The 25,542-nt window shown below is 69.1% G+C and carries 16 protein-coding genes, 3 pseudogenes and 5 CRISPR repeat arrays; of the genes and pseudogenes, 5 read left to right on the top strand and 14 right to left on the bottom strand.

Translation table 11 applies throughout. From position 1 onward, the window contains the following. Window positions 1–82 precede the first annotated feature (82 nt). The 11 genes and pseudogenes from CCN29_RS11225 to CCN29_RS11275 all read right to left on the bottom strand — a co-directional run bounded on the left by CCN29_RS11225 (window position 83) and on the right by CCN29_RS11275 (window position 12,527). Window positions 83–1,399, bottom strand: a complete 1,317-nt coding sequence (locus CCN29_RS11225) for an MFS transporter (protein WP_442538316.1) — start codon at window positions 1,397–1,399, stop codon at window positions 83–85. 108 nt (window positions 1,400–1,507) lie between these two features. Continuing rightward, on the bottom strand, window positions 1,508–2,518 hold the full coding sequence (locus CCN29_RS11230) for a DUF6292 family protein (RefSeq protein WP_086681405.1): 1,011 nt from the start codon (window positions 2,516–2,518) through the stop codon (window positions 1,508–1,510). 187 nt (window positions 2,519–2,705) lie between these two features. Beyond that, window positions 2,706–2,904, bottom strand: a pseudogene (locus tag CCN29_RS11235) (telomere-protecting terminal protein Tpg); the annotation flags it as partial. Window positions 2,905–2,922: 18 nt separating this feature from the next. After that, a CRISPR array of direct repeats spans window positions 2,923–3,378; the repeat unit is 29 nt; unit sequence CGGAACACCCCCGCGTCGGCGGGGAGGAC. 17 nt (window positions 3,379–3,395) lie between these two features. Next, window positions 3,396–3,706: pseudogene (gene cas2e / locus CCN29_RS11240) on the bottom strand (type I-E CRISPR-associated endoribonuclease Cas2e). Between the two features lie 7 nt (window positions 3,707–3,713). Then, entirely contained in the window at window positions 3,714–4,658 is a 945-nt protein-coding gene (gene cas1e / locus CCN29_RS11245) for a type I-E CRISPR-associated endonuclease Cas1e (protein ID WP_086681320.1), read from the bottom strand. Between the two features lie 55 nt (window positions 4,659–4,713). Further along, a complete protein-coding gene (gene cas6e / locus CCN29_RS11250) occupies window positions 4,714–5,358 on the bottom strand; it encodes a type I-E CRISPR-associated protein Cas6/Cse3/CasE (RefSeq protein ID WP_086681323.1) in 645 nt (214 codons plus the stop codon). Between the two features lie 65 nt (window positions 5,359–5,423). Beyond that, window positions 5,424–6,248 carry a type I-E CRISPR-associated protein Cas5/CasD gene (gene cas5e, locus CCN29_RS11255; RefSeq protein WP_086681326.1) on the bottom strand — a complete coding sequence of 275 codons (825 nt, stop codon included), beginning with the start codon at window positions 6,246–6,248 and terminating at the stop codon, window positions 5,424–5,426. After that, entirely contained in the window at window positions 6,245–7,420 is a 1,176-nt protein-coding gene (gene cas7e / locus CCN29_RS11260) for a type I-E CRISPR-associated protein Cas7/Cse4/CasC (RefSeq protein WP_086681330.1), read from the bottom strand. Before cas7e ends, cas5e begins: the two co-directional genes overlap by 4 nt. A gap of 24 nt (window positions 7,421–7,444) precedes the next feature. After that, complete coding sequence (gene casB / locus CCN29_RS11265; protein WP_086681334.1) at window positions 7,445–8,119, bottom strand: type I-E CRISPR-associated protein Cse2/CasB; 675 nt, start codon at window positions 8,117–8,119, stop codon at window positions 7,445–7,447. A 28-nt stretch (window positions 8,120–8,147) separates the two neighbouring features. Continuing rightward, window positions 8,148–9,758, bottom strand: a complete 1,611-nt coding sequence (gene casA / locus CCN29_RS11270) for a type I-E CRISPR-associated protein Cse1/CasA (RefSeq protein ID WP_086681336.1) — start codon at window positions 9,756–9,758, stop codon at window positions 8,148–8,150. Window positions 9,759–9,824: 66 nt separating this feature from the next. Further along, a complete protein-coding gene (locus tag CCN29_RS11275) occupies window positions 9,825–12,527 on the bottom strand; it encodes a CRISPR-associated endonuclease Cas3'' (protein WP_086681339.1) in 2,703 nt (900 codons plus the stop codon). A gap of 1,673 nt (window positions 12,528–14,200) precedes the next feature. After that, window positions 14,201–16,182: a CRISPR direct-repeat array (repeat unit 29 nt; unit sequence GTCCTCCCCGCCGACGCGGGGGTGTTCCG). Between the two features lie 572 nt (window positions 16,183–16,754). Then, window positions 16,755–17,700: a CRISPR direct-repeat array (repeat unit 29 nt; unit sequence GTCCTCCCCGCCGACGCGGGGGTGTTCCG). A gap of 91 nt (window positions 17,701–17,791) precedes the next feature. Continuing rightward, window positions 17,792–18,064: direct repeats of the CRISPR family, unit length 29 nt; unit sequence GTCCTCCCCGCCGACGCGGGGGTGTTCCG. A 476-nt stretch (window positions 18,065–18,540) separates the two neighbouring features. On the opposite strand from CCN29_RS11275, the gene CCN29_RS11280 reads away from it, so the two are divergent. Together CCN29_RS11280 and CCN29_RS11285 are read left to right on the top strand one after the other, a co-directional pair. After that, on the top strand, window positions 18,541–19,077 hold the full coding sequence (locus CCN29_RS11280) for a hypothetical protein (RefSeq protein WP_210909871.1): 537 nt from the start codon (window positions 18,541–18,543) through the stop codon (window positions 19,075–19,077). 385 nt (window positions 19,078–19,462) lie between these two features. Further along, window positions 19,463–19,690 carry a hypothetical protein gene (locus CCN29_RS11285; RefSeq protein WP_247692796.1) on the top strand — a complete coding sequence of 76 codons (228 nt, stop codon included), beginning with the start codon at window positions 19,463–19,465 and terminating at the stop codon, window positions 19,688–19,690. 148 nt (window positions 19,691–19,838) lie between these two features. Continuing rightward, a CRISPR array of direct repeats spans window positions 19,839–20,419; the repeat unit is 29 nt; unit sequence GTCCTCCCCGCCGACGCGGGGGTGTTCCG. 129 nt (window positions 20,420–20,548) lie between these two features. On the opposite strand, the gene CCN29_RS11290 is transcribed toward CCN29_RS11285, so the two are convergent. Further along, window positions 20,549–21,208 (bottom strand): HNH endonuclease family protein, encoded by a 660-nt coding sequence (locus CCN29_RS11290; protein WP_086681345.1) that lies wholly within the window; start codon window positions 21,206–21,208, stop codon window positions 20,549–20,551. A 204-nt stretch (window positions 21,209–21,412) separates the two neighbouring features. Here CCN29_RS11290 and CCN29_RS11295 point away from each other — a divergent pair, with 204 nt between their 5' ends. The 3 genes and pseudogenes from CCN29_RS11295 to CCN29_RS35775 all read left to right on the top strand — a co-directional run bounded on the left by CCN29_RS11295 (window position 21,413) and on the right by CCN29_RS35775 (window position 23,580). Then, window positions 21,413–21,640: a DUF6207 family protein gene (locus CCN29_RS11295; RefSeq protein ID WP_086681411.1), complete on the top strand. Its 228-nt coding sequence runs from the start codon at window positions 21,413–21,415 to the stop codon at window positions 21,638–21,640. Between the two features lie 525 nt (window positions 21,641–22,165). Beyond that, window positions 22,166–22,759: a hypothetical protein gene (locus tag CCN29_RS11300; protein WP_086681348.1), complete on the top strand. Its 594-nt coding sequence runs from the start codon at window positions 22,166–22,168 to the stop codon at window positions 22,757–22,759. Between the two features lie 286 nt (window positions 22,760–23,045). Next, window positions 23,046–23,580, top strand: a pseudogene (locus CCN29_RS35775) (HNH endonuclease family protein). Window positions 23,581–23,699: 119 nt separating this feature from the next. On the opposite strand, the gene CCN29_RS11310 reads toward CCN29_RS35775, so the two are convergent. Together CCN29_RS11310 and CCN29_RS11315 are read right to left on the bottom strand one after the other, a co-directional pair. Next, on the bottom strand, window positions 23,700–24,176 hold the full coding sequence (locus CCN29_RS11310; protein ID WP_442538317.1) for a lamin tail domain-containing protein: 477 nt from the start codon (window positions 24,174–24,176) through the stop codon (window positions 23,700–23,702). A 343-nt stretch (window positions 24,177–24,519) separates the two neighbouring features. Continuing rightward, complete coding sequence (locus tag CCN29_RS11315) at window positions 24,520–25,515, bottom strand: ATP-dependent DNA ligase (protein WP_442538318.1); 996 nt, start codon at window positions 25,513–25,515, stop codon at window positions 24,520–24,522. Between the last annotated feature and the right edge of the window lie 27 nt (window positions 25,516–25,542).

Genomic DNA, 25,542 nt, shown 5'->3' on the forward strand with positions numbered 1-25,542 from the left:
GTCCCACGAACTCCCCGGCCCAGAAAGCCGGTTCACCCTTCACACGAGGATGAGCCGCGATCGCTCCGTTTCAAGGGCGGGCCTATGGTTGTTCCTCGACAGTTTTAGGTAGAGGTACCGCACCAGCTGATGGGCCGTTGTGACGCTCCGGGCTGACGGCGAGCGGCAGCTCACGCGCCTTGCCCGCAGGGCTGAGCGCCAGGAGCAGCCATGTGAGAGCAAGGGGCACCGTCAGCACCCACATGGTGGGACGAATACCGATGGCCGAACCGAGAATGCCGCCGAAAGCCGAGCCGATCGCGATCGTGCCTTGGTTGGTGGCCATGGAAGCCGATGACACCCGTCCCAGCAGGTGCGGCGGACAGTAGCTCTGGCGGAATGTGCCCACAACGACGTTGCCCACGGACACCCCTACACCGAGCACAAAGGCTCCTGAGGCGAAGAGCAACAGGCCCAGACCGGGGGTGGTGAGCGGCAAGAACAGCGCAAAGGGGCAGGCCACGGCCTGAGTGAGCACCAGTGCCCGCGCGTTGCCCCACCGGCGGCACAGCCGAGTCGCAAGCAACGCACCCAAGACTCCGCCAAGGCTGGCACACATGACGAGCAGACCTACAACGCCGGCGCTGACCCCGATCGTCCGGACCAGGAAAATGACCTGCACGGCCTGGTAGCCCATCAGCAGCAGATTGAGGGCGGCGCCGTAGATCACGATGGGCCGCAGATACGGGTCACGCTTCAGGAGGCGCAGCCCCTCGGCAATCTCCCGGACCAGACTCCTCCCCCCTGCCTGACGTGCGCGCTTTTCCTCTCGTGTTCGGATGCAGAGAAGGCACACCGTGGAGACAAGGAAGGTGAGGGCATCCAGCAGAAGTCCCACCGTCGCGCCGAGTGCCTGGGCCGTGAAGCCGGCCGCGCTCCTGCCCAGGACCCGGGTTCCTGCTTCGCTCACCTGCAGCTTTGCGTTACCGTCCGCGAGATCCGGCTGTGCCAGGATGGCCGGAACGTACGCGTGGCAAGCCGTATTGAAGAACACGGCCGAGGTGCCACAGACGAGTGCCACGATGAACAGATGCGTGAGCGTCAACTGGTCGAGCCAGCCCGCGATGGGCACGCTCGCGTACATCGCGGCCGACACGAGGTTGCAGACAATCATGATGCCGCGTCTGGACAACCGATCGACCCAGGCGCCAGCGGGTAACCCCACGATCAGCCACGGAAGCCACACTGCTGCGGCAAGAAGACCAACATCCAAGGCCGTGGCCTGCAAGGCGAGCACAGCTACAAGCGGCAGGGCCACCGTGGTGATGCCGTTCCCCAGACCACTCGCAGTTTCACCGACCAGCAGCAGACGGAAATCCCGCTGCGCCAGTACACCCCAACGGCTTCTCTTCGCAGGCACAAGCATCCCCCTCCCAGCTCAGGGCAACGCTACTCGTGCCTGGGAACCACGCCGGGGCATGCTCTTCATCCATGTGGCCGAAGACAGTCGAGGATCAGGAACAGGTACTCAGTGTGTGCTGTCGAGTGCCGTGACGAGGTCGGCGGGAGCGGGGGTCGTGCCGGTGGCGAGGTGGCGGATCCCGTCGCCGGGCGGGGGCCATGCTGCGCCCCGGCCGAGCGGGTGCCGTCGGGAGGTCGCGGTGCGCCAGCCGTGCCGCTCGGACCACACCAGCGCGGGGGCCGGCGCGGCGGGGGCGTCCAGGACGAGCACGGCGACGCATTCGTCGTCCTCGGGGTGCTGAACGGCCGGCGGGGTGTCGGCGGTGGTCCAGCCGCGGGCGTGCAGAGCGCGGGCGACCTCGGCAAGGTAGGGGCGGGCCTGGCGGCCGCGCAGGACGGCTGCGGCCCGGATGCCCGCGCGGCGGGTCAGGCCGGCCGGGTAGCCGAGTTCGGCGGCGGCCTGCGCGGCGCTCGCCCCGCGCTGCTCCATCACGTCCGCGATTCGCTCCGCGCGTAGGGCTGTCAGCGCGGCCTGGGCGGTGTTGCGGTGCACGCCGAGCCGGGCGGTGACACCGGCCGCGGTGACGGTGGAATCCTCTTCCAGGAGCTGCGCGACGCGCGCCGGGAGCTGGTCGCGGGGGACCTGGTCCCCGACGCCCGTAGGCCGGCCCCCGCCACCGGTGCCGGTACTGCGGCGGGGCGTGGGGGTGTGGTCACGCACGATGTGGCGGGGCCAGTGCTCGACTCCGCCCACGAGCACCGTGTGTTCGCGCACGGCCGGATCCTTCTTCCGGCGGTCCCATGCCTGCGGGTCCATTCCGCGCAGCGCGGCAGCCTCCTGGCGGTCCAGCAGGTCGTCGTCATCGTCCGCCGTCGGCAGCGCCGGAACGGGACGCCCGGCAAGGTAGGCGTCGACCTGCTCGCCGTCGTAGAGCCGGGTCCGGCCCGCGCCCAGCGGAGCCGGGAACCCCTCGGCCTTGAGGCGGCCCGAGTTGATCAGGGTTTGCACGGCAATACCCTGCTGCGCAGCAATGTCGGCGAGGGTGCGCACCAGGTGCCGGCGACCAGCGCGGATCATGGGTTCCTCCCACGGTCCGGCGAACACCGGACCCATCAAGAAAACAGTACCGAACTTCCCTACCGGTAGAGAGCGGCGGGTAGGATGCTGCCCGAGCACACGCCCCTCGGGCGGTGTCTTGGGGGTCGGCACCCGTGCCACCCGCCTTCGGACGGACTGAGGGTGCCGACCACTTCATCGTCGACTGCTACAGGTCGATCTCCAGCTGCTCAATGTCGGTGAACTCCACATCCAGGCCGTGAGCGCGGCGCCCGCCGTCACGGAAGTACACCTCCCCGAACGCCTGGCCCGCGAGCTCACGCAGCTGCTGCTCGCTGGCACCGGCATCCTGAGCGTTGAACAGGCGGGCCGCATGCTGTGGAGGCCAAGGCGAGGGTGAAATGGCGAGTCTAGGAGTCCGTCGGCGGAACACCCCCGCGTCGGCGGGGAGGACGAGGCAGGTACGGGAGGCCGCCACCCTCCTGGCGGAACACCCCCGCGTCGGCGGGGAGGACCCGAGCACCGTATTCGGGCGCGCGAATGTCGACGGAACACCCCCGCGTCGGCGGGGAGGACGCCAGCGTGTCCGGGTCGGTCTCGATGGCCCGCGGAACACCCCCGCGTCGGCGGGGAGGACTCGTCGCAGCGGACCAGGCCGAGGCCGATGGTCGGAACACCCCCGCGTCGGCGGGGAGGACCAGCCGCACCACGGGATCGTCCGCCCGTGCGACGGAACACCCCCGCGTCGGCGGGGAGGACGAGGCCGATCAGCATCCCGCCGGTCTTGAGGTCGGAACACCCCCGCGTCGGCGGGGAGGACAGGCTGTCGGCGGGCAAGCGGGTCTCCTGACGCGGAACACCCCCGCGTCGGCGGGGAGGACACTCTCTGACCTGCACCTTAAGAGAGGTTTTGCACTTCCTTTACCTTCGGTGCGGCGGTCATACGGATCAAGGTAAGGCCGTCGCAGTCGACTGGGGCCGGGCGGCGGGTTCCTGCGGTACGGATGGCGTTTCCCTGTTCCGTGGTGGCGGGGTGGACGAGGAGCGCAGCGCCCCGGTTCCTACGACTTCGGTGACGGCGTTCCACAGTTCGTCACGGACGCGGGCGGAGACGCTGCCGACGAAGATGCCGGGTACTACCTCGCTGGTCCATCTGCTGAGGGCACCGCGAAGGTGGTCGGGGACGGCGGTGGTGGCGATGACGACCATGGGGGCATCAGGTTTCTCCTATGGCGTAGTTGACGCCTGCGGGGAGGGCTCCGGTTTTGGGGTCCCAGAGGTGGACCATGCGTACGTCGCGCCGTTCGGAGTGTTCCTCGTCGGTGTCGTCGGTTGTGGTGGTGTGGGGCGGGGTGAGCAGGGATTGGACGTCCTGGACGATGCGGGGCAGGAGGCGGAGGAGTCGGAGGTCTTCGCGGAAGCGGCGGCGTGCTTGTTGTTCGGGGTTGTCGGAGTTGTGGAGGGCGAAGGCGAGGGGGAGGGTGGTGTCGGCTTTGTAGAGGTCGGCGATGTCGTAGACGAAGGCGTGTTGGGTGCCGGCGTGGACGTAGCCGAGGGCGGGGGAGAGTCCGAGGGCGAGCAGGGCGGCATGGACGATGCCGTAGAGGCAGGTGTTGGCGGCGGACAGGGCGAGGTTGACGGAGTCCTGGGAGTCCCATTGGTCGGGGCGGTAGTTGCGGCGGAAGCGTCCGATGCCGTGTTGCTGCGCGAGGATCTTGTAGAAGGCCTTCATGCGCTGGCCTTCCATGCCGCGGAGCTGGTCCAGGGTGACGGATTCGGGCAGGTCGGCGTCCTTGAAGCGCGCCTGGTACATGCGGACGGCGACCTCGAGGCGGTGTTCTGGGTCGGCCCATGTGGCGACCTGCTGTTCGAGCCAGTGTGTGGTGAGGGAGTCCGGGAGGATGCCGGCGTAGGCGCGGACGCCGCCGGCTCCGACGCAGATGACGCTGGTGTTGTGGCGGGCGAGGGTGGTCAGGGCCGGGGTGGTGATGGAGACGCCCGGGCCCAGCAGGAGGCAGGACAGGGCTGCGGTGGGGAGGTAAACGAGGTCGGTGCGGTGGTCGTCGACCTGGATCTGCGCGCATACTCCAGTGCCGTCCTGCACCACGCGGACCATGTCCAGGTAGAGAAAGGACAAGGAGTCCGCGACGCGCGGGAGCATAGCCAGGGTGGGAGCGGCCAGGCGCTTATGGTTCTGGCCGCCGTCGAGGGTGGGCTCATGCGGCTGAGCGGGCAAGGCTGAGCAGGCCGGCGCCGTAGGACTTGGCCCGTCCGATGCCGGTCAGTACGGCCTCGGCCAGGGCGTCAGGGTCGGTGACGATGGCGGTGCCGTCATAGCGCACCAGGTGATGCCGCACGGCGGTGCTGTCGCCGCTGCTGTGCACGGCAGCGACCGGGGTGGGCAGCGCTGTGGTCAGGTGCAGTCCGGCCTGGTGGGCGCGGCGTGCCCACCACTGGTCGGCGTCCGGTCCGGTGAGCGCGATGCGTTTGCCGCGTCGGCCCTTGTTCTCCAATGACAGGCGTTCGGTTTTGACCGGGTTGACGACGGTGCGGTAGCGGACGGCGAGGCCCTTTTTGAGGGCGTTGAGTACCGGGGTGAGGTCTTTGACGTCGGCGTGGCCGTAGTCGTCGGGCAGGCGTGTCGGGTCGAGGGCGGTGGCTTGGACCAGGAGCGTGCTGAAGGTGTCGGTTACGTCGAGGCGGTACAGGAGTCCGGCCGCCTGGCGAGGGCTGCCGCCCAGTCCGTCGGGTACCAGACGCATAAGGGTGCGGTGCATGTTGGTGGCGTTGCGCAGGTCGCGCTGGACGGCGCGGCTGTGGGGATTGAGGCGGATGCGGGCGAGGGCCACGCCGGGGCTCATGTGGCGGCTCCTTCCTGGCGTAGTGGATCAGCTTCGTGGGCAAGGTGTGGGGTCGGTAACTGCAGTCATCGGGTGCTTCTTTCCGCCGTCGTGAAGTGGGCGTCGATGTAGTTCTGAAGCGTCTCCAGGTAGCCGGTTCCGAAGCCTTTGTAGGCGGCGTCCGGCAGGTGCACGGCACGCCGGTACAGCGGGCGAGGCCGGTACTGGCGCGCCAGTGGGGCGAAAGACATCGGCTCGTCGGTGATCTCGCCACTGTGGTGATCCCCGTCACCTTTGTCCGGGGCGTCGGAGTTCACGGGGAGCGCACCGAGCGGTCTGTCGCCGTAGAACTCGATCGGCTGCCGGCCGCTGCGCGGTCTCTTGGCCGCCAGGGGCAGCTGGACCAGGTGGCGCAGCGGATCCTCTCCGTGGCCCAGCAGGATCGGGCCTTCCGGCGGGCATGACCGGCGGCCGAGATAGAGCGGCCAGTACGGGTCACGCAGGGCGGCGGCGCACTCGTACAGCAGCGCTTCGTCGTCGCACGTCAGCGCGAGCGTGAAAGCGGCGTCGGCTAGGTACTGACGCTTGGATGTCAGAGTGCCCTTACCTTTGGGGCGGTGTTTTCCATCGACGGTGATCACCGTTTCATCGGCGGGCAGTCCACCGCCGACGGTGTGGAAGTCGGACAGCACGACACCGGGTCGGTCGACACGTACGGTCATCGACAGCTTCGTGAGATCGTCCACGGGGGCCTGGCGGGCTCGTCCGAGACCTGCGGCCAGCATGCCCACGATGCCGGACCGAGTGGGGAATCGGGCTGTGTCACGCCGTGTGTACTTGCTGTGCGTGCCCCAGGACTGGAGCGGGCCTGCCAGACGCAACAGCAGCCCTTGGGAGGGACGGTCGGTCACTGCGGGACCTCGGCGAGAGCGAAGTCCACGGTAGTGGTGACGAGAGCCTCGAAGGACGAGTGACGCTCACCGAGGTGCTCGAGCTTGTCGAACTGGAGTGAAGCGTGTGCCGCGTGTAGAACGCGGTCGGGGCCGAGGAGGGTGTTCGCGGCCTTGGCGTACGCATCGATGCCTTCCACGGAGCGTCCGACGAATCCGCCGTGTCCGGCTGATCGGACCGGTTCCTCGAAGGCTGCGGCGAACGACAGCGGCCGGTCGGAGCGGACCGCCACGTGGACCAGATGCGGGATGGTGTGCGGGGCGGTGGAGTTCTTCTTCGCCTGCGGCAGGGACTCGATGAAGGAGAGCAGGAACTGGCCGACGAGTTCGCGGGCTGCATCGAGTGCGATGTCGCTTTCATCGCTCAGGTTCTTGGTGAGTTCCTTGAGATCGACGGTGGCGAACCGGTAGAAGGTGCCGGTGCTGAACTCGGCCGTGCCCATGTGACCGCTGCCCGTTTCATCGCCCTTCGCCTCGGTGACATCGTCGACAGCTGCGAAGTAGTCGAGTTCGACTTCGGTGGTGTGCGTGGTGAAGGCGTGCGCGACCTGGACGGCACCGTCGACATTGGCCTGGTCGACTTCGGTGAGCATACGACCGAAGAGGTTGATGACCCCGTTCCTTTTGGCCAGGACGTTGTCGATCTTTCCTTTCAGGGCGCTTTCGGGTTTACTCTTCCCTTTGCCGGTGAAGTCGGTCGTGAGCGCTTCCTTGTGGGCTTCGGCGATGTCGGCCAAGTCCTCGACAGCGTCCTCGGGGAGATAGACGAGTGCGTTGGTCAGGACCTTGTTCGTGATGGGCTGCTTGTCCTTCCCCTTGGCCACCTCCCACTTGATGCTGCTCCCCGCCGCGACGTGCGCGCCCGCACGTTCGGCAAGGGCCTTGTCCCACCCACGCTCGTGAAGCACCTCGGCGACCCGCTCGCCGATACGGCGTGTGCGCAGCGCGTTTTCGCCGAGCGTGTCCTGGAAGTGCTCGCGGATGGCCCGCTTCCAGGACTGGCTGGAGATGCGGGTGCGCAGGACGTCACCGTAGAGCATGCTTTTCACCGAGTTGGTGTCGTCCCGGTTCAGGTTCGCGTAGGGAACTGGCTGGACGACGTGGATGTCGATGAAGCGTGGCTTGAGGTTCATCGGGGATCTCCTGTGGGTGAGGGGTCAGTCCTGGTCGGCGCCGGCCGTGATCCGGTAGAAGTCCTGCAGCCAGCGGCGGCTGATACGCCCCGACTGGTACTGCCAGTCGATGAGGTCTGCCAGCAGCTGTCCCCAGTCGATGGAGGCGTCGGTGGTGCGTACCTGATTCACCGCAGCAGGAAGGTGCAGGTGGATACCGCGCAGGCTCTGCCGCGTCAGGAGGTTGATACGGCTCTCCGCGGCACTCATCCGCATCGAGGCGCCCTTTGCGGTGACGGCCTGGCCCAGGGTGGCACCGAACGAGGAGCCATACGGGATCGGCCCGGGCGGAGTCTGCCTCTCGTCCGGTTGTCCCTCCTCCTGGGTAGCCTGCTGCTTTGCCGCCCGGTGTTTGTCTGCGGTGTCTTCGTCATCTGCCTGGTCGGGTGAGAAGGCGTGCCGGGGCTGAGCTGCGATCAGCGAGGCCACCGTGTAGTAAGCCTGCGCTGTCTTGTCGTCGCACCCTTCCGGCAGCCGCGGCGTCAGCAGCCGGTGCATGGGGCGTGTGCGCGGGTGGTCCAGGTCGCGGCGCAGGCCCGCGCGCAGTGCCGCACGGGCACCGGGGTCTGTGCGGCACAGATGCTCGATGTGTGCGGTGAATGCGGCGTACGCGGCGCGTTGCGTCTGCCGCTTGCTCGGTTGGGATGCTTGGAAGGTCACAGCTTGTCCTCGGGTTGGCGGGCGACGGTCACGACTTCTTGGCCGCGCTTTTCGTCACCGCTTGTTGCATCGCCTTGTGCGGGTCTTTCAGGGCGGCGAGGATGACGGCTTTCGCCTTGGTGACGGCCTTCGCACCCCGTGGTGTGCGCGTCACGGAGTCGGTCACCGCCTCGTAGGCGTCGAGAGCGTGCCGCCCGAAGGCTCGGCACGCGGCCTCGAAGTCGAACCCGGTGTCCATGGCGCCGTCAGAGCGTGTCAACTGCATGAACCGCGACCAGAACTCGTCCTCCGCCGACGGCCAGTACCGTGCCGCGACCGCGTCCAGCCAGGCCCCCGGGTCGTTCTTCTTGTCATCGGTGTACTTCAGCCAGGCTTCCTTCGTGGCCTGCTCCAGCCGGTGCCCGAAGAGCTCGCCGAGTTCGCGGAGCTGGCGTACGGGCCGCTCGGTGCTTGGCGCGTCCTCTTCCACTCGGGACAGGAGCACCGGGGTCACGGAGTCGACGTACTGGTGGTTGGCTGCCTGGTTGGCGTCCTGTTCGAAGCCGAGGGCGCGTACCCGTAAGTACTCGCTGACGTCGAAGGCATGGTCCATGACCTTCGGCTGGACGGGGTGTGCGTCGTCCAGTTGCTTGAGCAGGAGGGCGTCGATGTCGCGCCACAGGGAACGGGAGGAGTGTGCGAGCCGGGGGGATGTCTTCCCGTCCTTGCTGATGTCCCAGATCAGGTAATCGTCTTCCGGCCGGATCCGCTCGGCGTCATAAGCCCAGGTGATGTACGCGTCGGCCGTATGCTCGCCGTCCGGGGCGGGGACGAGATGGAGTGCGTGCTGTGAGCAGGCGGTGAGCCGTGAGCAGGGACCCTGCGGCTCGGGCATCGGTTTGAGCGGGTCCGGGAGATCTTCACGCTCCCACGGGCACAGGTCCGTGTGCCGGCTGACGCTGCCGTCCGGCGGAGTGAGACCGGCCAGGAGCGTCAGGAGCAGGTTGTCGCACTGCGGGTGGTACGACAGCGCGGCCCGCAGGGGTGAGGCTTTCGCATAGTGGCTCCTCACCGGCCCGACCGCACGTCTCGAAAGGCCGCCGGGGTCTCCCCAGTAATGCCAGGTCAGCAGCGCTAATGCCGACTGCGAAAGATCGAGAGGTACGGGATTGTCGTGGCTCCAGTGCTCGAACCAGGAGTGATTGTTGCCCGCTGCCCGGCTCATGAGCAGCTTGTGGACGCCGGCAGTGTTGTTCCTGTCGCACTGGTCAGGCAGGCGGGGGTCCTGGAGCCACGGACGATCGCCGTTAAACAGGTCGAAGCGGTGGCTCCACTGACCGAAGTAGCCCTCGATGCCGGCTTTGCGGCCGTCCGGCAGGTCGATGCTCTGCTCGAGAAACCCCTGTTCCCTGACCTGTTCCCGCCGCTCGCCCCAGCTTCCGGGACCTGCCTCGTCCAGGGCGGTGATCCGGGCGGTCAGCGCATACAGCAGGCGCAGCAGCGCCGAGTGAGCCGGAGCTTCCGGGACCAGCAGGGTGCGGATCTCCCGGGCGTGCACAAACAGGTCCCTGAGCCCCACTTCAGGGGGGCCCGACTGCCCCTTCACCCATGCGACCGGGATCCATGGCTGGTCGATCAGATTGGACGCAGACGTGTTCACGCGCCCCCTCCCCCCTTGTTGCGCGTCACGGAATCCTAGAAGGACAAGCAGGGAGGATGTGGGCTGTTACGGTAATTGATCGACAGTCAGGCCCAGTTCGCTTAAGCGGAAGCGGTGCCCCTCGCCGGTTCGCACCCACGTACCGTCTTCCGGGGCCATGTTCAGCCGGAGGACATTTTTGAGGGCGGCCATGCCGCGCCAGACGCTGTTCGCATCGCCCGTCACGCCCTCGACGAGCCGCTGCGGTACGGGGATCAGATAGGGGACAAGCTGGCCCGGCTTCGGTCTGCGCTTCTTGGAGTCGAGTGCAAGCTTCTCCTTGGGGATTCCGTCCTCCAGGAGAGACCCCTGGTGCAGGCACACCACATGCACCATCTCCTCGCCGAGCACGCAGGAGAGCAGTTCGGGCTCCATACCGGGGTGGTCGCGGCTCAGCAGGCCGAGGTCGCCGTCAAGCTCCCGCGGCCCTGGCACCTGCAGCCAGCCTGCGGTACCGGTGGCTCTCCGCTCTCGGACCGTCCGCCGGTTGTCCAGCTGCTGAAGCTCACGCGCCGCAGCCTCCCCCACCCTGTCGACGAGTTCGTCGGCGTACACCTCGTCCAACAGCAGGGGCACGTCCTGCGGCATGGAAATCGTCCTGCCGGCCCCCAGGACCATGCCAGTACGCCGCACCAGGGCGACGTCGTCCAGTTCAGACGTGCTGTCCGCCTTGAGCACCACGAGCCGCGGCCGGTCGCCCGCGCCCTGCGCCGCACGGGCCAAGAGGCCCGCGAGCGGCGCCGGCCCCGATATGACGAGGTCGAATCGCAGACCTCTGACGTGTTCCAGCATCGGCGTCGTCACCAGCACGGAAGGACCGCTTACGCCGACGCCGGGAGAGAAGGTGTCCCGGCAGGCCGCCAGACGCCGCCACCGGTCCTTGTTGTGCATCTGCTGATGAACCAAGCTCACGTCCAGGCCGGGCAGGTCCTGCGAGAGCTGACAAAACGTAGCGATGGCGTCCGCAGGCGTCGGCCGGTAGACCACGGCCCTGCCGCTGCCGGCCTCGGCCAGCGGCACAAGAGCCGCCTGGATCTCGTCGTACGGCGCACCATCACGGACCCTGACGCTGAGCGTGCTGGCGCGAACGGCTCCCGCGGGCTGCCGCGGCACGTGCCCGCGTCCGCTATGAGCATCCACGAACGACCACGCCGGCAGCCGGCGAGGCTGCACCATCGGCTCCCCGCCCCCTCCAGCGCCACGCTGATAGGCCGCCAGCATCGCATCAACCGACTTGTCCGCAGACAACGCAGCCAGGACAACCGGAATCCGCAGCGCAGCGGCCCACTCCAGGAACCGGAGCATCAGCTTCTGCCCCCAGGCGCCGCGGGCATGGGCCTCATCCACCACGACGACCTTGCCGGAGAACGCGAAGAGCCGCATCACGTTGAACTTCACCGGCATGACCGCCTGGAGAAGTTCGTCCACCGTCCCCGTGCCCAGCGCAGCAAGCAGCGCGCGGTGATGGGAGTTGAGCCAGCTGTTCGCCGCCGGCGCCCACTCCTCGCCAGGCTCCGCGCTGACATCACCGGCCGCACGGGCCTGCGCCCACTGCCTTGCGGCTTCCGCCGGCTTCAACCGCGAAGAGCTGTGCAACAGCAGCGACCGCCACGGGCCCGTCAGGGCCTGCTCAGCGAAAGCATGCACCTGCGCCATGTGGCTGTCGGCCGATGAACCGGTCGGCAGCGCATAGAAAAGACCGCGCGCGCCCGCTGCATGCCCCAAGGCCGCCGCTGCGCGAAGAGCCGCCTCCGTACGCTCCTCCGACGGCGAAGACGTCACCACCACCAGGCCCGGACCGTGTTCGGTCACCAAATCAGGCAGCTGGCCCTCCATGCTGGCCAGAAGGCTGGTCTCATCCGCACACTGAACCGGGTCCGGCCGGGTGAAACCCGTCCCGAGCAGGTCGGTCTTCTGCACCAGACGGAGAGCCGCCTCGCGGGCGATCTGCCAGTAAGTGTCCAGGTCTTCAGGAGCCCCGGCCCATCCCTCCTGCCTGAGCCTGGCCTGAATCTCCACCTCGATGCTGGCCAGCCAGTCCGACAAAACCACCAGCCCCGTCAGAACGACAGCCGCTCCCGGCGTCATCCGCCCTCGCGGAACCGAGGTCGCCCCTGTCACTCTGCGCACCTCATCAAAGTGGACCCGCCGCTGCTCCTCCCACCCACCCGTGCCCAGACCAGGATGACGGACGGCAGGGCACCTGTAGTCCTTGCCGCGGACGACCGGGTGGTAGCGACCGCCGTGCCCGCCGAGCATCTGGGCCACCGCGTGACTGAGCTGGGACTGCGGACGCCGCCTCGACGACGGATAGCCGATCTCCTCGAACATCCCCACCAGCCACCAGTGCGCTGCCGCCTCGTGCGACTGCCTGTCCTGCGCGGCGCCAGCCGCGAATCCGTACCCCCGCTCACCGCACAGCTCCTGCGCCAGCAGCTCTCCATCCGCGTTCTTCGGGCCGGCCCAGTGGAGCTGGAACGGCACGCTGATCTTCCCGATGTCGTGCAGTCCCGCCCAGAACGCCGCGAGCGCCCGCATCTCCTCCTCCGGAACCTGCAGCGCCCCGACCACCATGCTCCGCTGGTGCGAGGTCAGCAGCTCATCCCAGACGACCTCCGCGACGGCGGCCGTATCCAGCAGATGACAGATCAAAGGGTGCGTGCGGTGAGCCCCGCCGGCGTCCTTGCCCAGCCCGGCAGCCTTGCCCCACAGGCGGGGGTCCAGGGACATGGGGTGCTCCTTGTCACGGATGCAGTGCAGCTGTGCCTCAAAAGGTCGCGGCAGAAAGACCCGACCGCAACTCCCCCCTCCCCCGCCCTCCTGCTGCACTTCTTTGAAGACCAGCGGGGAGGGATTCCCTCAAGCGCTGCCACACCAGCGTGCATCCGCCGTAGAGTACATACCGCTGCACGCCTCCCTGGGAGGTGCGCGGAGCCCCATTGACTCTCCAGACGACGACAACGCCGAGACGAACCCACGACCCTCCCGAGGGATGTGGCGCAACCTCGGCCCAGTCTGCGCTCTGGAGATGCAGTGTCCCGGTTCCTGCACAAGTTCGTCCTGCGTCGCGAAGTACTTCTCAGTACCTCACGCGTAGTGGTCAGCGCGGTAATCCGTGCTCTGACCAGCGAACTCGTCAGCTGGCTCTTCTGAGCCAACGGTGACGGACCCCAGGGGTCCGTCACCTCTTACATGCAGACGACCCCCGCCGGCCGAACACGTTCTGCGCAACCGGGCCACACCGCAGGACGAAACGCCCGGTCACAAGCGGACATGCTGACTCCACACGAACGTAGATGACCCCGCCCTCACCGCCGCACCGGACGGCACAAGCCGCCTCGAACGTGCCAAGGGCCTGGACGTGCAGCAAAACCCCAACAGCACACCCCTGTCACCCCTCAACAAGCCGGCCAAATGAACCGCCCCTCCGACGTTCATCGTGATGTCCTCCCCGCCGACGCGGGGGTGTTCCGTGGTGCGCGGGTGTACGAGAGGAGGCCCTCCTCCTCCCCGCCGACGCGGGAGTGTTCCAAATCGGGCGACAAGGGCGTTTGGGTCGCCCGGGTCCTTCCCGCCAACGCGGGGGTGTTCCGACGAATCCGTTGTCCTCGCCACAGACCGGCCGGCTCCTCCCCGCCAACGCGGGGGGTTCCTACCCGGCTCGGATACGGGGACGCGCAGGGCAACTCCTCCCCGCCGACGCGGGGGTGTTCCGCCGTGTTTCCGGATCCCGTGCCCAGACCCGGTGTCCTCCTCGCCGACGCGGAAGTATTCCGCGCAGGTCGCTCGCGGACAGTTCGGTGGCGAGGTCCCTCCCGCCGACGCGGGGGTGTTCCGGTGTTCGCGCAGATCGGCCGGGACACCGGGCGGTCTTCCCGCCGACGCGGGGGTGTTCTACAGCCGACACCGTCGCCCTGCTCCACGAGACGTCCTCCCTGCCGACGTAGGGGGTTCCGTCCAGCGACCGGGCGTAGGAACCGCGGAATCCGTCTTCCCCGCCGAAGCCGGGGTGTTCCCGTCGGCGCAGGCTGGGGCTGTTCTCGAGTTAACATCCTCCCCGCCGAGCGGGGGGTCTTCCGATGTGGCCGCCGTCCTTGGGGCCGGTGTCGGGTCCTCTCCGCCAACGGAGGGCTCCGATCGTCGACGATGCGAACGCGGTTTCAGACGTCGTCCTTGCCGACGCGGTGGCCCCGATCGGACAGGATGGTGCCCGTGACGCTGCCTCTCTTCGCCGACGCGAAGGTGCTTCGACTGGCAGGATTTCCCCGCGGTACCGGTCGCCGTCGTCTCCGCCGATGCGGAGGTGGTCCGTTGTGAATCTCGTCGACGAAGAGGTAGTCGATGTCGTGTGCGCCGACGCTGAGGGGTCCCGCCTCAACAAAGTGTGCCGATCGCGTGTTTGCGTCCTCCCCGCCGACGCGGGGGTGCTCCGCTGCGCATGTCACTGGTCGAGGCCGCCCGTGAGTCCTCCCCGCTGACGTGGGGGTGTTCCGCCCTCGACGTGGTCGCCGAGCCAGGCAACGTGGTCTTCCCTGTCGACGCGGGGGTGCTCCGGCCGGGGCTTCCGCGACCTTGGCGAGCATGTGTCCTCCCCGCCGACGCGAGGGTGTTCCGGACCGGTGGGGCGAGATCCTGTGGCTGCTACGGTCCTCCCCGCCGACGCGGGGGTGTTCCGGCTTCGGCTTCGGCTTCGCGGGCGGCTTCGGCGTCCTCCCCGCCGACGCGGGGGTGTTCCGCCGGGGATCGGGTCCGTGACGGACCAGTCGTCGTCCTCCCCGCCGACGCGGGGGTGTTCCGCAGTCCCGCGCGTAGTTCCCCGCTTCGACGAGGTCCTCCCCGCCGACGCGGGGGTGTTCCGAAGTCGACGAACGGCCCGGCGAACCACGCGCCGTCCTCCCCGCCGACGCGGGGGTGTTCCGGTCGGCAAGGTCATCGGCGAAGACTCGTACAAGTCCTCCCCGCCGACGCGGGGGTGTTCCGTCGTTGAGGGTGATGTCGCCGGTTGGGGCGATGTCCTCCCCGCCGACGCGGGGGTGTTCCGGTGAGCGTCTTCTTGAGTGACCACGTGGTGGCGTCCTCCCCGCCGACGCGGGGGTGTTCCGCTGCTGCAGCCTGCCGAGTACCGGCTGGCGTCGTCCTCCCCGCCGACGCGGGGGTGTTCCGCCCAGGCTTTGCCACAGCGGCCCGCTGTTGCGGTCCTCCCCGCCGACGCGGGGGTGTTCCGGTGGCGGCGTTGGCGGCGAGGCGGTGGACGTCGTCCTCCCCGCCGACGCGGGGGTGTTCCGGTGAACATGTCCACCCCCACCCCCGACACGGTGTCCTCCCCGCCGACGCGGGGGTGTTCCGCCGTACCCGTGGCAGGTGCCACCCGACCACGTGTCCTCCCCGCCGACGCGGGGGTGTTCCGGTTCATAACGAACCTTCGGGGACGTCATGCAGGTCCTCCCCGCCGACGCGGGGGTGTTCCGGCCCGCCGCATCGTCGACGTCCCCGCCCAGGCGTCCTCCCCGCCGACGCGGGGGTGTTCCACCGGGCTCCCTCGCGCGCGCACGCGTAGGGCCGTCCTCCCCGCCGACGCGGGGGTGTTCCAGGCGGCCCCGCCCTCCCACAGGGGGAGAGCGGGTCCTCCCCGCCGACGCGGGGGTGTTCCGCGGTGCACGTCCCAGGGGCTGACGCTGGGGGAGTCCTCCCCGCCGACGCGGGGGTGTTCCGCGAACGCCGCGTCCCGCAATGTCAACGCGATGGTCCTCCCCGCCGACGCGGGGGTGTTCCGAACCGCAGGCGCGCCGACCCCGGGCATGTGGCGTCCTCCCCGCCAACGCAGGGGTGTTCCGTGAGACGTCGAGAGCCCCGGCCGGTGTGGGTTGTCCTCCCCGCCGACGCGGGGGTGTTCCCTGGGCCCAGTGACCTACAACTCGCTCCCCCCGGGTCCTCCCCGCCGACGCGGGGGTGTTCCGCCTTGGCGCTCCGATGTTCGTCAACGGGTCGTGTCCTCCCCGCCGACGCGGGGGTGTTCCGATCGCTATGGGGATCATCGGAATCGGGATGGCGTCCTCCCCGCCGACGCGGGGGTGTTCCGCACGAGGAGATTCGGGCGCTGCTCGGGGCCCGGTCCTCCCCGCCGACGCGGGGGTGTTCCGCCCAGGCTTTGCCACAGCGGCCCGCTGTTGCGGTCCTCCCCGCCGACGCGGGGGTGTTCCGCACCGCCGGACACGGACATGACCGACGAGCGGGTCCTCCCCGCCGACGCGGGGGTGTTCCGCCCGTGCAGTTCTTCCGGCCCCGTTCGGACACGTCCTCCCCGCCGACGTGGGGGTGTTCCGTTCCGCCCGGCCGACGGCCCCCAGGGCGAGGGGTCCTCCCCGCCGACGCGGGCGTGTCTACGCGTAGTGCAGCCCGCCCGGGGTATTCCGCTCGGTGGGGGCCGCAGTGCCTCTTCGGCAGGAGGCGACCCGCTGTCGGTGCCCCGAACCTTGCCCGCCTCCACGCGTCCCGCCACCATGAACAAACCAGGACACAGCACGAGAACAGGGGGCAGCATGGATTGGCCCAAACCGCCTGTATCCACCAACCCGTTCCTACCTCCCCTCGAGCCTCCACCTGCCGCAGCGTCAGGCAAGACCTCCGCCCGGGCCCGACAGGAGGCCAACAACCGCCGCCGCGCCGTCAATGCCGAGCACCACCGCCGTGCCGAGCAACCCGTCGGCGAGCCGCAGCGCAACGCAAACGCGAGGCCGAGGCGGTAGCCCAGGCAGCTGCCGGCAGCAGGAAGCCCCCCGTCGTCCAAGTCGGCCAGAGCATCCACACCATCTCCGCTGGACTACCTGGCCTCGGCAAACGACGCTGACCACACCCAGGCAAGGCCGTGGCCGCCCGCCCCCGGCCACTGACCTGAACTTTCGTTCCCCCGATGCGGGGTGTTCCACTCGCCCAGCCCGAGGCCGTCAAGCAGCTCGGGTCCTCCCCGACGACGCGGGGGTGTTCCGGCCAACCGGCCCACCGCGCCCGACGCCTACCGGTCCTCCCCGCCGACGCGGGGGTGTTCCGTCCTCCCGTCCCGGACAAAGGGCGGGGGCGACGTCCTCCCCGCCGACGCGGGGGTGTTCCGCGGTCGGGCATCCCCGCGGTCGAGACCCCGGGGTCCTGCCCGCCGACGCGGGGGTGTTCCGGCTTCGGTGACGATGTCGACGTTGTTGGCGAGGTCCTCCCCGCCGACGCGGGGGTGTTCCGCCCTTCTGGGGCGGAGTCACGCGGTCTGGGTGGTCCTCCCCGCCGACGCGGGGGTGTTCCGCTCACCGAGAACGACGTCAGCGTCCGCAGGGAGTCCTCCCCGCCGACGCGGGGGTGTTCCGTCGTCCCTGGTCATCGCGCTGCTGCTGGGGGCGTCTTCCCCGCCGATGCGGGGGTGTTCCGGTGGAGGGCGGCCCGGTGCTGCGCTTCACGGGATCCTCCCCGCCGACGCGGGGGTGTTCCGTAGTTGATGTTGGTGTTGCTGTAGGCAGGCTCGTCCTCCCCGCCGACGCGGGGGTGTTCCGCTGGCCGCGGTCGGCATGGAAGACGCCCTCAGATTCCTCCCCGCCGACGCGGGGGTGTTCCGCCGTGCCGCGCGCCGAGAGAGAGAAGGTCCCCGTCCTCCCCGCCGACGCGGGGGTGTTCCGGCGTGACGGACGTAGCCAGTGCCGGCAGGGAGGTCCTCCCCGCCGACGCGGGGGTGTTCCGTCGTGGGCGAGGCCGGCCTGGTGGCGGATGGCGTCCTCCCCGCCGACGCGGGGGTATTCCGAAGATCAGGCCCGAGGTGAAGCTGGGCGGCCGGTCCTCCCCGCCGACGCGGGGGTGTTCCGACCAGCGGGTCGCTGTAGGGGTCGGGGGTAGCGTCCTCCCCGCCGACGCGGGGGTATTCCTTCGGTCAGGTCCGCCACGTCCTCATCGATCTCGTCCTCCCCGCCGACGCGAGGTGCTCCGTGGCAAGACATCCTCGAGGGCCTGGAGTGCGAGTCCTCCCCGCCGACGCGGGGGTGTTCCGTCTGCGGCGGCCTCATAGCGGCTCGCACCGCGGTCCTCCCCACCGACGTGGGGGTGTTCCGCGCATATGCGAGGTGCTCGACGTTCGGCTCGAGTCCTCCCCGCCGACGCAGGGGTGATCCGCGGACGTGGACCTGGGCGATGCGGTCGAGGTAGTCCTCCCCGCCGACGTGGGGGTGTTCCGAACTGGGTCGTCGACCAAGTCCCGGAGTCTCCGTCCTCCCCGCCGACGCGGGGGTGTTCCGCTGCTCCAGCTGTCCGGGGCCGGGATGGCGGCGCCCTCCCCGCCGAACGCGGGGGTGTTCCGCGCAGCTCGATCCATGCCTGCGCGGTGACGACGTCCTCCCCGTCGACGCGGGGGTGTTCCGGACGGCACGATCTACCTCGTCGGCTACGGCCGGTCCTCCCCGCCGACGCGGGGGTGTTCCGGCCCGAGGCGTCATCGGGGACCCGGTGCCCGCCTCGTCGGCGGGGGGTGTTCCGGAGTGGGTGGAGCGGGCCCGTGCCAGGCTGAACCAGATCGCGGTCCGTAAGATCTGCCCACTCAAGAGAAGTATTCTGCCGTTCGCGCAGCTTCGCGTGTGGTGGAGGATGAGATCAGTGCTGGCCTAGACAGGGCCACAGCCTTCTGACCTGGGTGCTCCTGCTCCAGCAGGCCCGGTCGCGGCAGCACGTCTTCACCCAGTACGTTGACCATCCAGGGGACTGAGGGGTGGGGGACATGGATGTACCGAACGTCATCGGCGACTGGCAGGAGTACCAGTCCGACGAACTGTCTGGGCTGCGGGTACGCGTGCACGACCTGAAGAAGGCCAAGCCGTCACGTGGCCGAGACGACGACGCCAAGGGCCTGACCTACGTCAGCTTCCAAGTCACCTTCGAAAACCGCGGCAGCGAGTACTACGGCATTGACTTCCGAGACCACCCGAAGCACGTCGATGTGAGGGTGGGACGTGACGGGCACGAGGCCTTCGTCGACATCTACGGGTCCAGCCGTATCAGGGAGTTCAACCTCTACCCGCATCGTCGCGTGACAGCAGTCATCTACGCTGCCGCGACTCCCGCGAAGCTTAAGCAGATCGATATCCAGATCTGTCCCGAGATCGACGACGACACCATATTCGGATACCACTGGGTCGGCGGCCTCGGCGTACACGAAGGATCCACGCGCACCAGTCGCCGCGCCTCGACCGCCGAACCGAGCGTCGCCAACGAGGTCGAGCAGTTTCTCAAGGGCGCAACCTCCGAGGGCACCTGACAGCGGTCGGCCACCCACCGCCCGGTATTCGGACCGCAGCAGCACTGGCGCGACCCGGAAGCGTGTACGGGCGCCTGCCCGGACGCAACACCCGGCTGCACGAACTCGACCGCGTTTGGGTCTACCGGATCGCGCCCGTGATTGAGGAGGGGCTTCGCGCTAGCCGACGCCCGTCCAGATCTCCTGCGTCAGGTACCAGCTCGGCAGGCGGGCGGCATGGCTTGGATAACTGCGCACGCTCTGCCGCTCGTGCAACAGAGCCGTCGGGCGGTGTCTGGTGGTCAGTTCCACCTATGCCTGGACTGCTTAAACTCCGATGGCGCGTGGTCAGGATTCCCAGGGCGCCCGCTTTCGTGTGGGTCGGGCGCGGCGTACGGTCGGAGTCATGACCAGCGGAGACCGGCAGAAGCGTGATGGTTCGGCTAAGCGGGTTCAGCTGACCAGCGGTGATCACAGCGGGCCGAAGGACACGAAGGCGAAGAGGCCGCGTGTCGGCCGGCCGGACCGGGCCCAGCGGAAGGCGGCCGCCAGTCGGGCCTGGGTGGAGCTGTTCGATCGTCTTCGCGAGGTGAGACAACGGGAGCAGGCCAGGGTTGATCCCTTCCAGGAGTGATCAAGGGGCCGGGCCTGTGCCCGCCCGATCAGTCTGCGGGTTAGCCGCTCATGCGGCTCTCTGTGATCTAGTGGTCTGTATCCGTGGCGGTTGTAGTCCTGCTCGTGGCTTCTTGTGCATCGGCGTCGGTTCGTCCAGGAGGAGAAGTGTCCTCCCCGCCGACGCGGGGGTGTTCCGACGATCAGGCAGCACGTGACGGCGACCGCGCCGTCCTCCCCGCCGACGCGGGGGTGTTCCGCGCCACGCCTTGCGCCACTGCGATGCGGCGTGGTCCTCCCCGCCGACGCGGGGGTGTTCCGATCCGACGCAGGCCCTCGACCACCTCGCTGGTGTCCTCCCCGCCGACGCGGGGGTGTTCCGCTGATCGCGCCGAACCTCCTGACCCGGTTCTCGTCCTCCCCGCCGACGCGGGAGTGTTCCGGCTTCCTCGTAGGCGCGGGTGGTGGGGTAGTCGTCCTCCCCGCCGACGCGGGGGTGTTCCGCCGCAGGTCCACAGCCGGGCCATCGTCCACCCGTCCTCCCCGCCGACGCGGGGGTGTTCCGATGTGGGCGTCCGGGCGGCTGCTCATGATGGCCGGGTCCTCCCCGCCGACGCGGGGGTGTTCCGCGAGGCCTGGAGGACGACTGGCCCGAGCATCAGTCCTCCCCGCCGACGCGGGGGTGTTCCGCTGGTGTCGCGGGCGGCGCGGTCCTGCTTGGCGTCCTCCCCGCCGACGCGGGGGTGTTTCGCAGAACGTGCGGTTTCGGTCCTCGGCGGAGGGAGCGCCGGTGGGACGGTGATGCGGTCACAGTGGCGAGAAACAGCGAGAGTCCGGACGCGCGACTTCACCGCACCGGACGGCGAGCTGGGCCTTTCGGTTACATGGCCGGTTCGTACGTCACGCTCTGGTCCGGACAGCCGGCCGCCGTCTCCTCCAGGGCTGCCACCTCCGCCTCGTCAGCCGTCAGGCTCCAGCGGAGCTTCGTGGCCACCCATTCCGCGACGTACCGGCAGTGCACCTCAGCGGCTGGCGGCAACCACGTCGAAGGATCCTGGTCGGCCTTCGACCGATTCGAGCGGGCTGTGACCGCCACCAGACTCGCCGCCGCTCCCTGATCGTTGGCGTACGCCTCACGGCGCTGCGCCGACCAAGCCGACGCCCCGCTGTCCCAGCTCTCCGCGAGCGGCACCATGTGGTCGATGTCCAGACCAGAGGCGGAGGTCACCCACACCTGGTCGTAATACGACCACCAGCTGCCGCCCGTCAGGCGGCACCCGGACCCGACCGTGGGCGGCTCGACCGCCTCCGCGATCAGGACCTCGTTGCGGGTGGAGCAGCCGTCGGACGGGTTGTCTCCGGTGTTCCAGTGGCGGAAAGCGTCCCGGCTGTAGCCGTCGCGGGACTCGGTATCGACCGGCAGACGGGTGACAGCCTCGGCCAGCGGCAGCGTCTCCGCGGCATGAGCGGAAGAGGAGACCGTGAAGGACAGAGCAGCGAGGGAGGCGGCGGCCAGGCCGCGCAGCACAGTTGTGAGCATGAGCCGTTGGTATCGGCTCCGTGACAGCGCTGTCGGGCGATCCTCCAGTGCGCCGCCCGTGTGGGTGGAATGGTCGTACCGGACACGGCCAGGCACCGCACATTCAGGTACGCGGTCGGTCAGGACGCATTCCTCTCCCTACCCGGTCGGGTGACGCTGCCCGGACGCGAGAACTCCGGCCAGCACCGGCGCGTCGTGCTGGGTATGAAACCGATCAACGAAGCACATGTGGCACAGCCGGGACTCGCGGTCGTGGAGGTCGCCGCCGCCGATGACGACACTGCTTTCGCCGTCCAAGAGCTGCTCGCCACACGGTGGGCGATCGCGCTTGCGGACCGCACCACGCACGAGCCGGGCGAGCCAGGTGTCCGGCTGCGCTGCTTCCTGGACCTGCGGCAGCACCCCGGACACGAGGCAGACGAGCGGGCCTAACCGTTGCTGATCAACTGCGCGCTGCCGGAGCCGAGCTGGATGGTTCCCGAGCAGGGCGTGCTGGGCCGGTAGACGGCTCCTAAAGATGCGGGCCGCTGAACGTGTCAGGAGCTCGACCACGTGATCGTGTGCGGTGTCGGAGTGGGTGTCCCAGATGAGCCGGTCCGGGCGGGTGGGGTTGCCGGGGACCCAGACCGGGCTGAGGTCGAAGCGGTAGTGGTGGGCGGGGGCCATGCCGACGTCGTCGGGGAGGGACAGGTCCGCCGTGGCGTGGGTCACAGGGGCGTGCTGCTGCGTGCGTCGGTCCATACCGGTGACAGCCGGGCCGACAGGACCGGATCCAGGAGCGATGTGCCGACGTCCTAAAGTGCAGGACGTTTAGGGGGGAAGATGGCAAATATGCGCGACCGTGCGATGCGGGTACGCCTGGCCCGTCATCGTCCCGCACCGGGTCGGGTGCGGGCTCGACCTCTGCCAGCAGGCCGCTGGTGGCAGAGTGTCGACTGGACACGCTGGAGCACGATCGTGGCGATCATCGCGGCGATCGGGACTCTGCTGTTCACTGGCATCGCAACGTACTACTCGGCCGAAATTGCCCAAGAACAACTGAATCAGTCACGCGAAGACGCGGAGGTGGACAGGCAAAGCCAGGCCACACGCGTCTCATTCTGGGAGCAGCTCGACGGGGTGACGTCAGAGTCATCGGACTCGTACGAGCTGCACATTATGAACCGGTCGCCCGATCCGATTCCCATCTACTTCGTCGTGATCGAGATGCAGGTGATGTTGCCTGACGGCGTGAACTCGAAGTCAGTACTCGTGCAGTTCGAAAACCGATCTCTCCCTCCGTGTACCGAAATAATTATGACGGGGCGTCACATGCAGTACCACGAACCTAGCTCGGGAAAGTGGGTGAAGATGCGGGGGATAGGGCGCGTCCTCATGAGCTTCATGGACCGCAACTCCGAGGAATGGCAACGCTCTGAGGGCAAGCTCAGCCAGGGCGACGAGCTCAGTACTGCGTTCATGGAAGGCATCACCGATGGCTACCCGGGGCGCGTCACCGGGCCAGTACTGGAGAAAACTGCTCCAGCGTGTGGCGCACAGCCGGAGAACTGACGACTCGGTGAAGGGAGCCGCGAACCGCCTCCACCGAACGGTGTTAGCCCCGTCTCTGGCGGGGCTGGCACCACGCCGAGGCTCTGACCAACTGGACGCATACGGACGCCCTACCCCTTGTCGAATACCGGCCGTGGGCACTGGCCGGACGCCTGGGCGCTTCGCCCGGACCACCGCCACGGCTGCCGTGCTGGCCACCCTGCTCATCTCGACCACCGCCCACGCCGCCCCGGCCGCGGCACTGGGGGAAACCATCACGCTGCCCGTGCGCCACGCCCTCGGCCAGATGCCGATCGTTGCTGAGGACCGCACCGGTTACGAGCGCGCCGCCTTCAAGCGCTGGGTCGACGTCGACCGGGACGGTTGCAGCACCCGCGCCGAGGTTTTTTGATGAAGCCGTCGTGGCGCCCGAGCAGGGCGCGCGGTGTGCGCTGAGCGGCGGCCAGTGGTGCAGCGTCTACGACGACCGTTACATCCAGGGCCCGTCCGGCCTGGACATCGACGACCTGGTGCCGCTCGCCGAGGCCTGGGATTCCGGCGCCTCCGCCTGGAGCGCTGCGGAGCGGGAGGCTTACGCCAACGACTTGGGCGACGACCGTGTGCTGATCGCCGTCTCGGCCGCCTCCAACCGATCCAAGGCCGACCAGGTCCCGGCCACGTGGCTGCCGCCGGCCAGCGGGTACCGCTGCCAGTACGCCACCGACTGGGTCGCCGACAAGATGCGCTGGGGTTTGAGCGTGGACACGGACGAGGCCGAGGCCCTCGCTGATCTTCTCGGCGACTGCCCCGACGTGCCGGTCACCGTCACCCTGGCGCGCTGAGTCCGGCACCACCGCCCTCGGCCGGGTGACGAGAAGCGGCACGCCACCTGGCTGGTGGCGTGCCGCTCGGGTTTGGGGGCCGTGCCGGCGGGTCAGGTCACTGGCGCGTCAGCCGGTCGTCAGTCGCGGCCGCCGTGGCGGTTGCGGCCCCAGGACGCCTCGTCGATGAAGCGGCCGTGGTGGTTGCGGAGGGTGGCGGTGTCGGAGCGGTTGTCCCAGACGTAGTGGCGGCGGTCCTGGTAGACGTCGGTGTCGGTGTCGCGGCCACGTCCGGTGTGGACGCGGACGGTGGACCGCCCGTCCAGGCGGTAGCTGTCGAAGGTGTAGCGGTGGCCGTCCTCGTCCCGCAGTGTCCAGCCGTCGAGGTTGACCGAGCGGCGGCTGTGGTTGGTGATCTCCACCCACTCCTTGTTCAGGGAGCGGTTGGAGCGGTCGTCACGGCCCGGGGAGTTGTACTGGGCGTCGCTGATCTCCACGTTCGGGCGCGGTGCCCGGTGGTGGTCGGCGGCGGTGGCCGGCACCGCGAGGACGGCGGTCAGCGCGCCGGCCGTGAGGGCTGCGGCGGTCAGGCGGCGGGCGGTGAAGGACTTCGGCACAGGTTCCCCCTGCTGGTGCGGGCACCACCTGGTCGCTGTTCGCCGGGTGGCGCGTGGTGCTGCGGCCCGGTTGGCCGCGCAGTCACACGATGCCCACACTGCGCCCGGCATGTGGAGAATTTGTGGGTCGTGTTACGAGTTATCCATGCTGCTGAGACTGTCGGATGCATCACCCATTAACACCATGTATACACCGGGTTGACGCCACGTCAGGGCGGCGAGCGGTGCGGGCAGCGGCCTGTCGGCATTTCCGCCATGGCACGGCACCCCCTGGCGGGAAGTCACCGTCACCCGAAAGTGAGTAACAGCTGTTCCGCCCTTAGACGACGTTGAGCCGTGAAGCTCAGGCCCGGGGGTCGGCGGGTGGGAGCTGCTCGGGGTTCATGTCGTCGCGGACGCGCAGGTACCGCACCGGGTGCCGGTAGCGGCCGGCATCGACCGCGGTGTCCCCGGCGAACTCCACGACGACGTCCGGCTGGACCGGCCGGTGGTCGATGGCCTCGCGGGTGCCCCAGCCGGCGGAAAAGCGGCGCTGCTCCCAGGGGTGGTTGTCGTCGCCGGGGTAGAGAAGGGCGCCGACCTCCCGCCGGGCCGTCGCCGACAGCGGTGCCGTCCGGGCGATGAACCGGAGCTGGCCGCGGGCGTCGTAGCGGCCCAGCAGCAGCGTCGACGGCGCGGTCACCCGGCCCGTGACGGCGGCGACCACGGCCTCCGCGCTGGCACGGGCCCGCACCTTGATCCAGCCCCGGCGGCCCGGCTGGTACTGCTGGGCCAGGCCCTTCACGACGACGCCCTCGATGCCCGCGGCGCCCCAGGCGGGGTCGAGCCAGTCCTCCGCGGTCGCCCGGTCGGTCGTGGCCGAGCAGAGCACGAAGGGGTCGGCCAGCACCCCGTGGGCGAAGAGCTCCTCAAGGAGTGCGCGCCGGGCCCGGTACGGCTCGTCGAGGAGCGGGCCGTCGACGGTGTCGAGGATGTCGAACACGATCAGGTGCGCGGGATTGTCCCGGGCGGCCAGTCGTGCGCCGGCGCCGCGGCGCCGGGCCCGCTGCTGGAGCTGGCCGAAGTCCAGGCGGCCCTCCACGGCGACGACGAGCTCGCCGTCCAGGACCAGCGGCACGCGCAGGGCCCGGCCGGCAGCGGCGATCTCCGGGAACGCGGGGCTGAGGCCGCTGCCGTTTCGGGACTGAAGGTACGCATGGCCGCCGGGTCCGGCGAAGAGGAGCGCGCGGTAGCCGTCCGGTTTCTGCTCGAAGGCCAGTCCGCCCGGCAGCGCCCGCTCGGGCGGCAGCTCGGAGCGGGCCTCGGCAAGCATCGGCTGGACCGGCGGAATCAGGACCACGGTCCAGGTCTATGCCGAGATCTCAGG

Source organism: Streptomyces pseudogriseolus (assembly GCA_002154585.1).
Classification (GTDB): Bacteria; Actinomycetota; Actinomycetes; order Streptomycetales; family Streptomycetaceae; genus Streptomyces; species Streptomyces pseudogriseolus.

Excerpts from the sequence above, each read along its gene's own strand:
- CCN29_RS11230 (WP_086681405.1), bottom strand. The coding sequence starts at position 2,518 with ATGATCCGCGCTGGTCGCCGGCACCTGGTGCGCACCCTCGCCGACATT.
- cas1e (WP_086681320.1), bottom strand. The coding sequence starts at position 4,658 with ATGCTCCCGCGCGTCGCGGACTCCTTGTCCTTTCTCTACCTGGACATG.
- cas6e (WP_086681323.1), bottom strand. The coding sequence starts at position 5,358 with ATGAGCCCCGGCGTGGCCCTCGCCCGCATCCGCCTCAATCCCCACAGC.
- cas7e (WP_086681330.1), bottom strand. The coding sequence starts at position 7,420 with ATGAACCTCAAGCCACGCTTCATCGACATCCACGTCGTCCAGCCAGTT.
- CCN29_RS11275 (WP_086681339.1), bottom strand. The coding sequence starts at position 12,527 with ATGTCCCTGGACCCCCGCCTGTGGGGCAAGGCTGCCGGGCTGGGCAAG.
- CCN29_RS11280 (WP_210909871.1), top strand. The coding sequence starts at position 18,541 with ATGGATGTACCGAACGTCATCGGCGACTGGCAGGAGTACCAGTCCGAC.
- CCN29_RS11285 (WP_247692796.1), top strand. The coding sequence starts at position 19,463 with ATGACCAGCGGAGACCGGCAGAAGCGTGATGGTTCGGCTAAGCGGGTT.
- CCN29_RS11290 (WP_086681345.1), bottom strand. The coding sequence starts at position 21,208 with ATGCTCACAACTGTGCTGCGCGGCCTGGCCGCCGCCTCCCTCGCTGCT.
- CCN29_RS11295 (WP_086681411.1), top strand. The coding sequence starts at position 21,413 with ATGAAACCGATCAACGAAGCACATGTGGCACAGCCGGGACTCGCGGTC.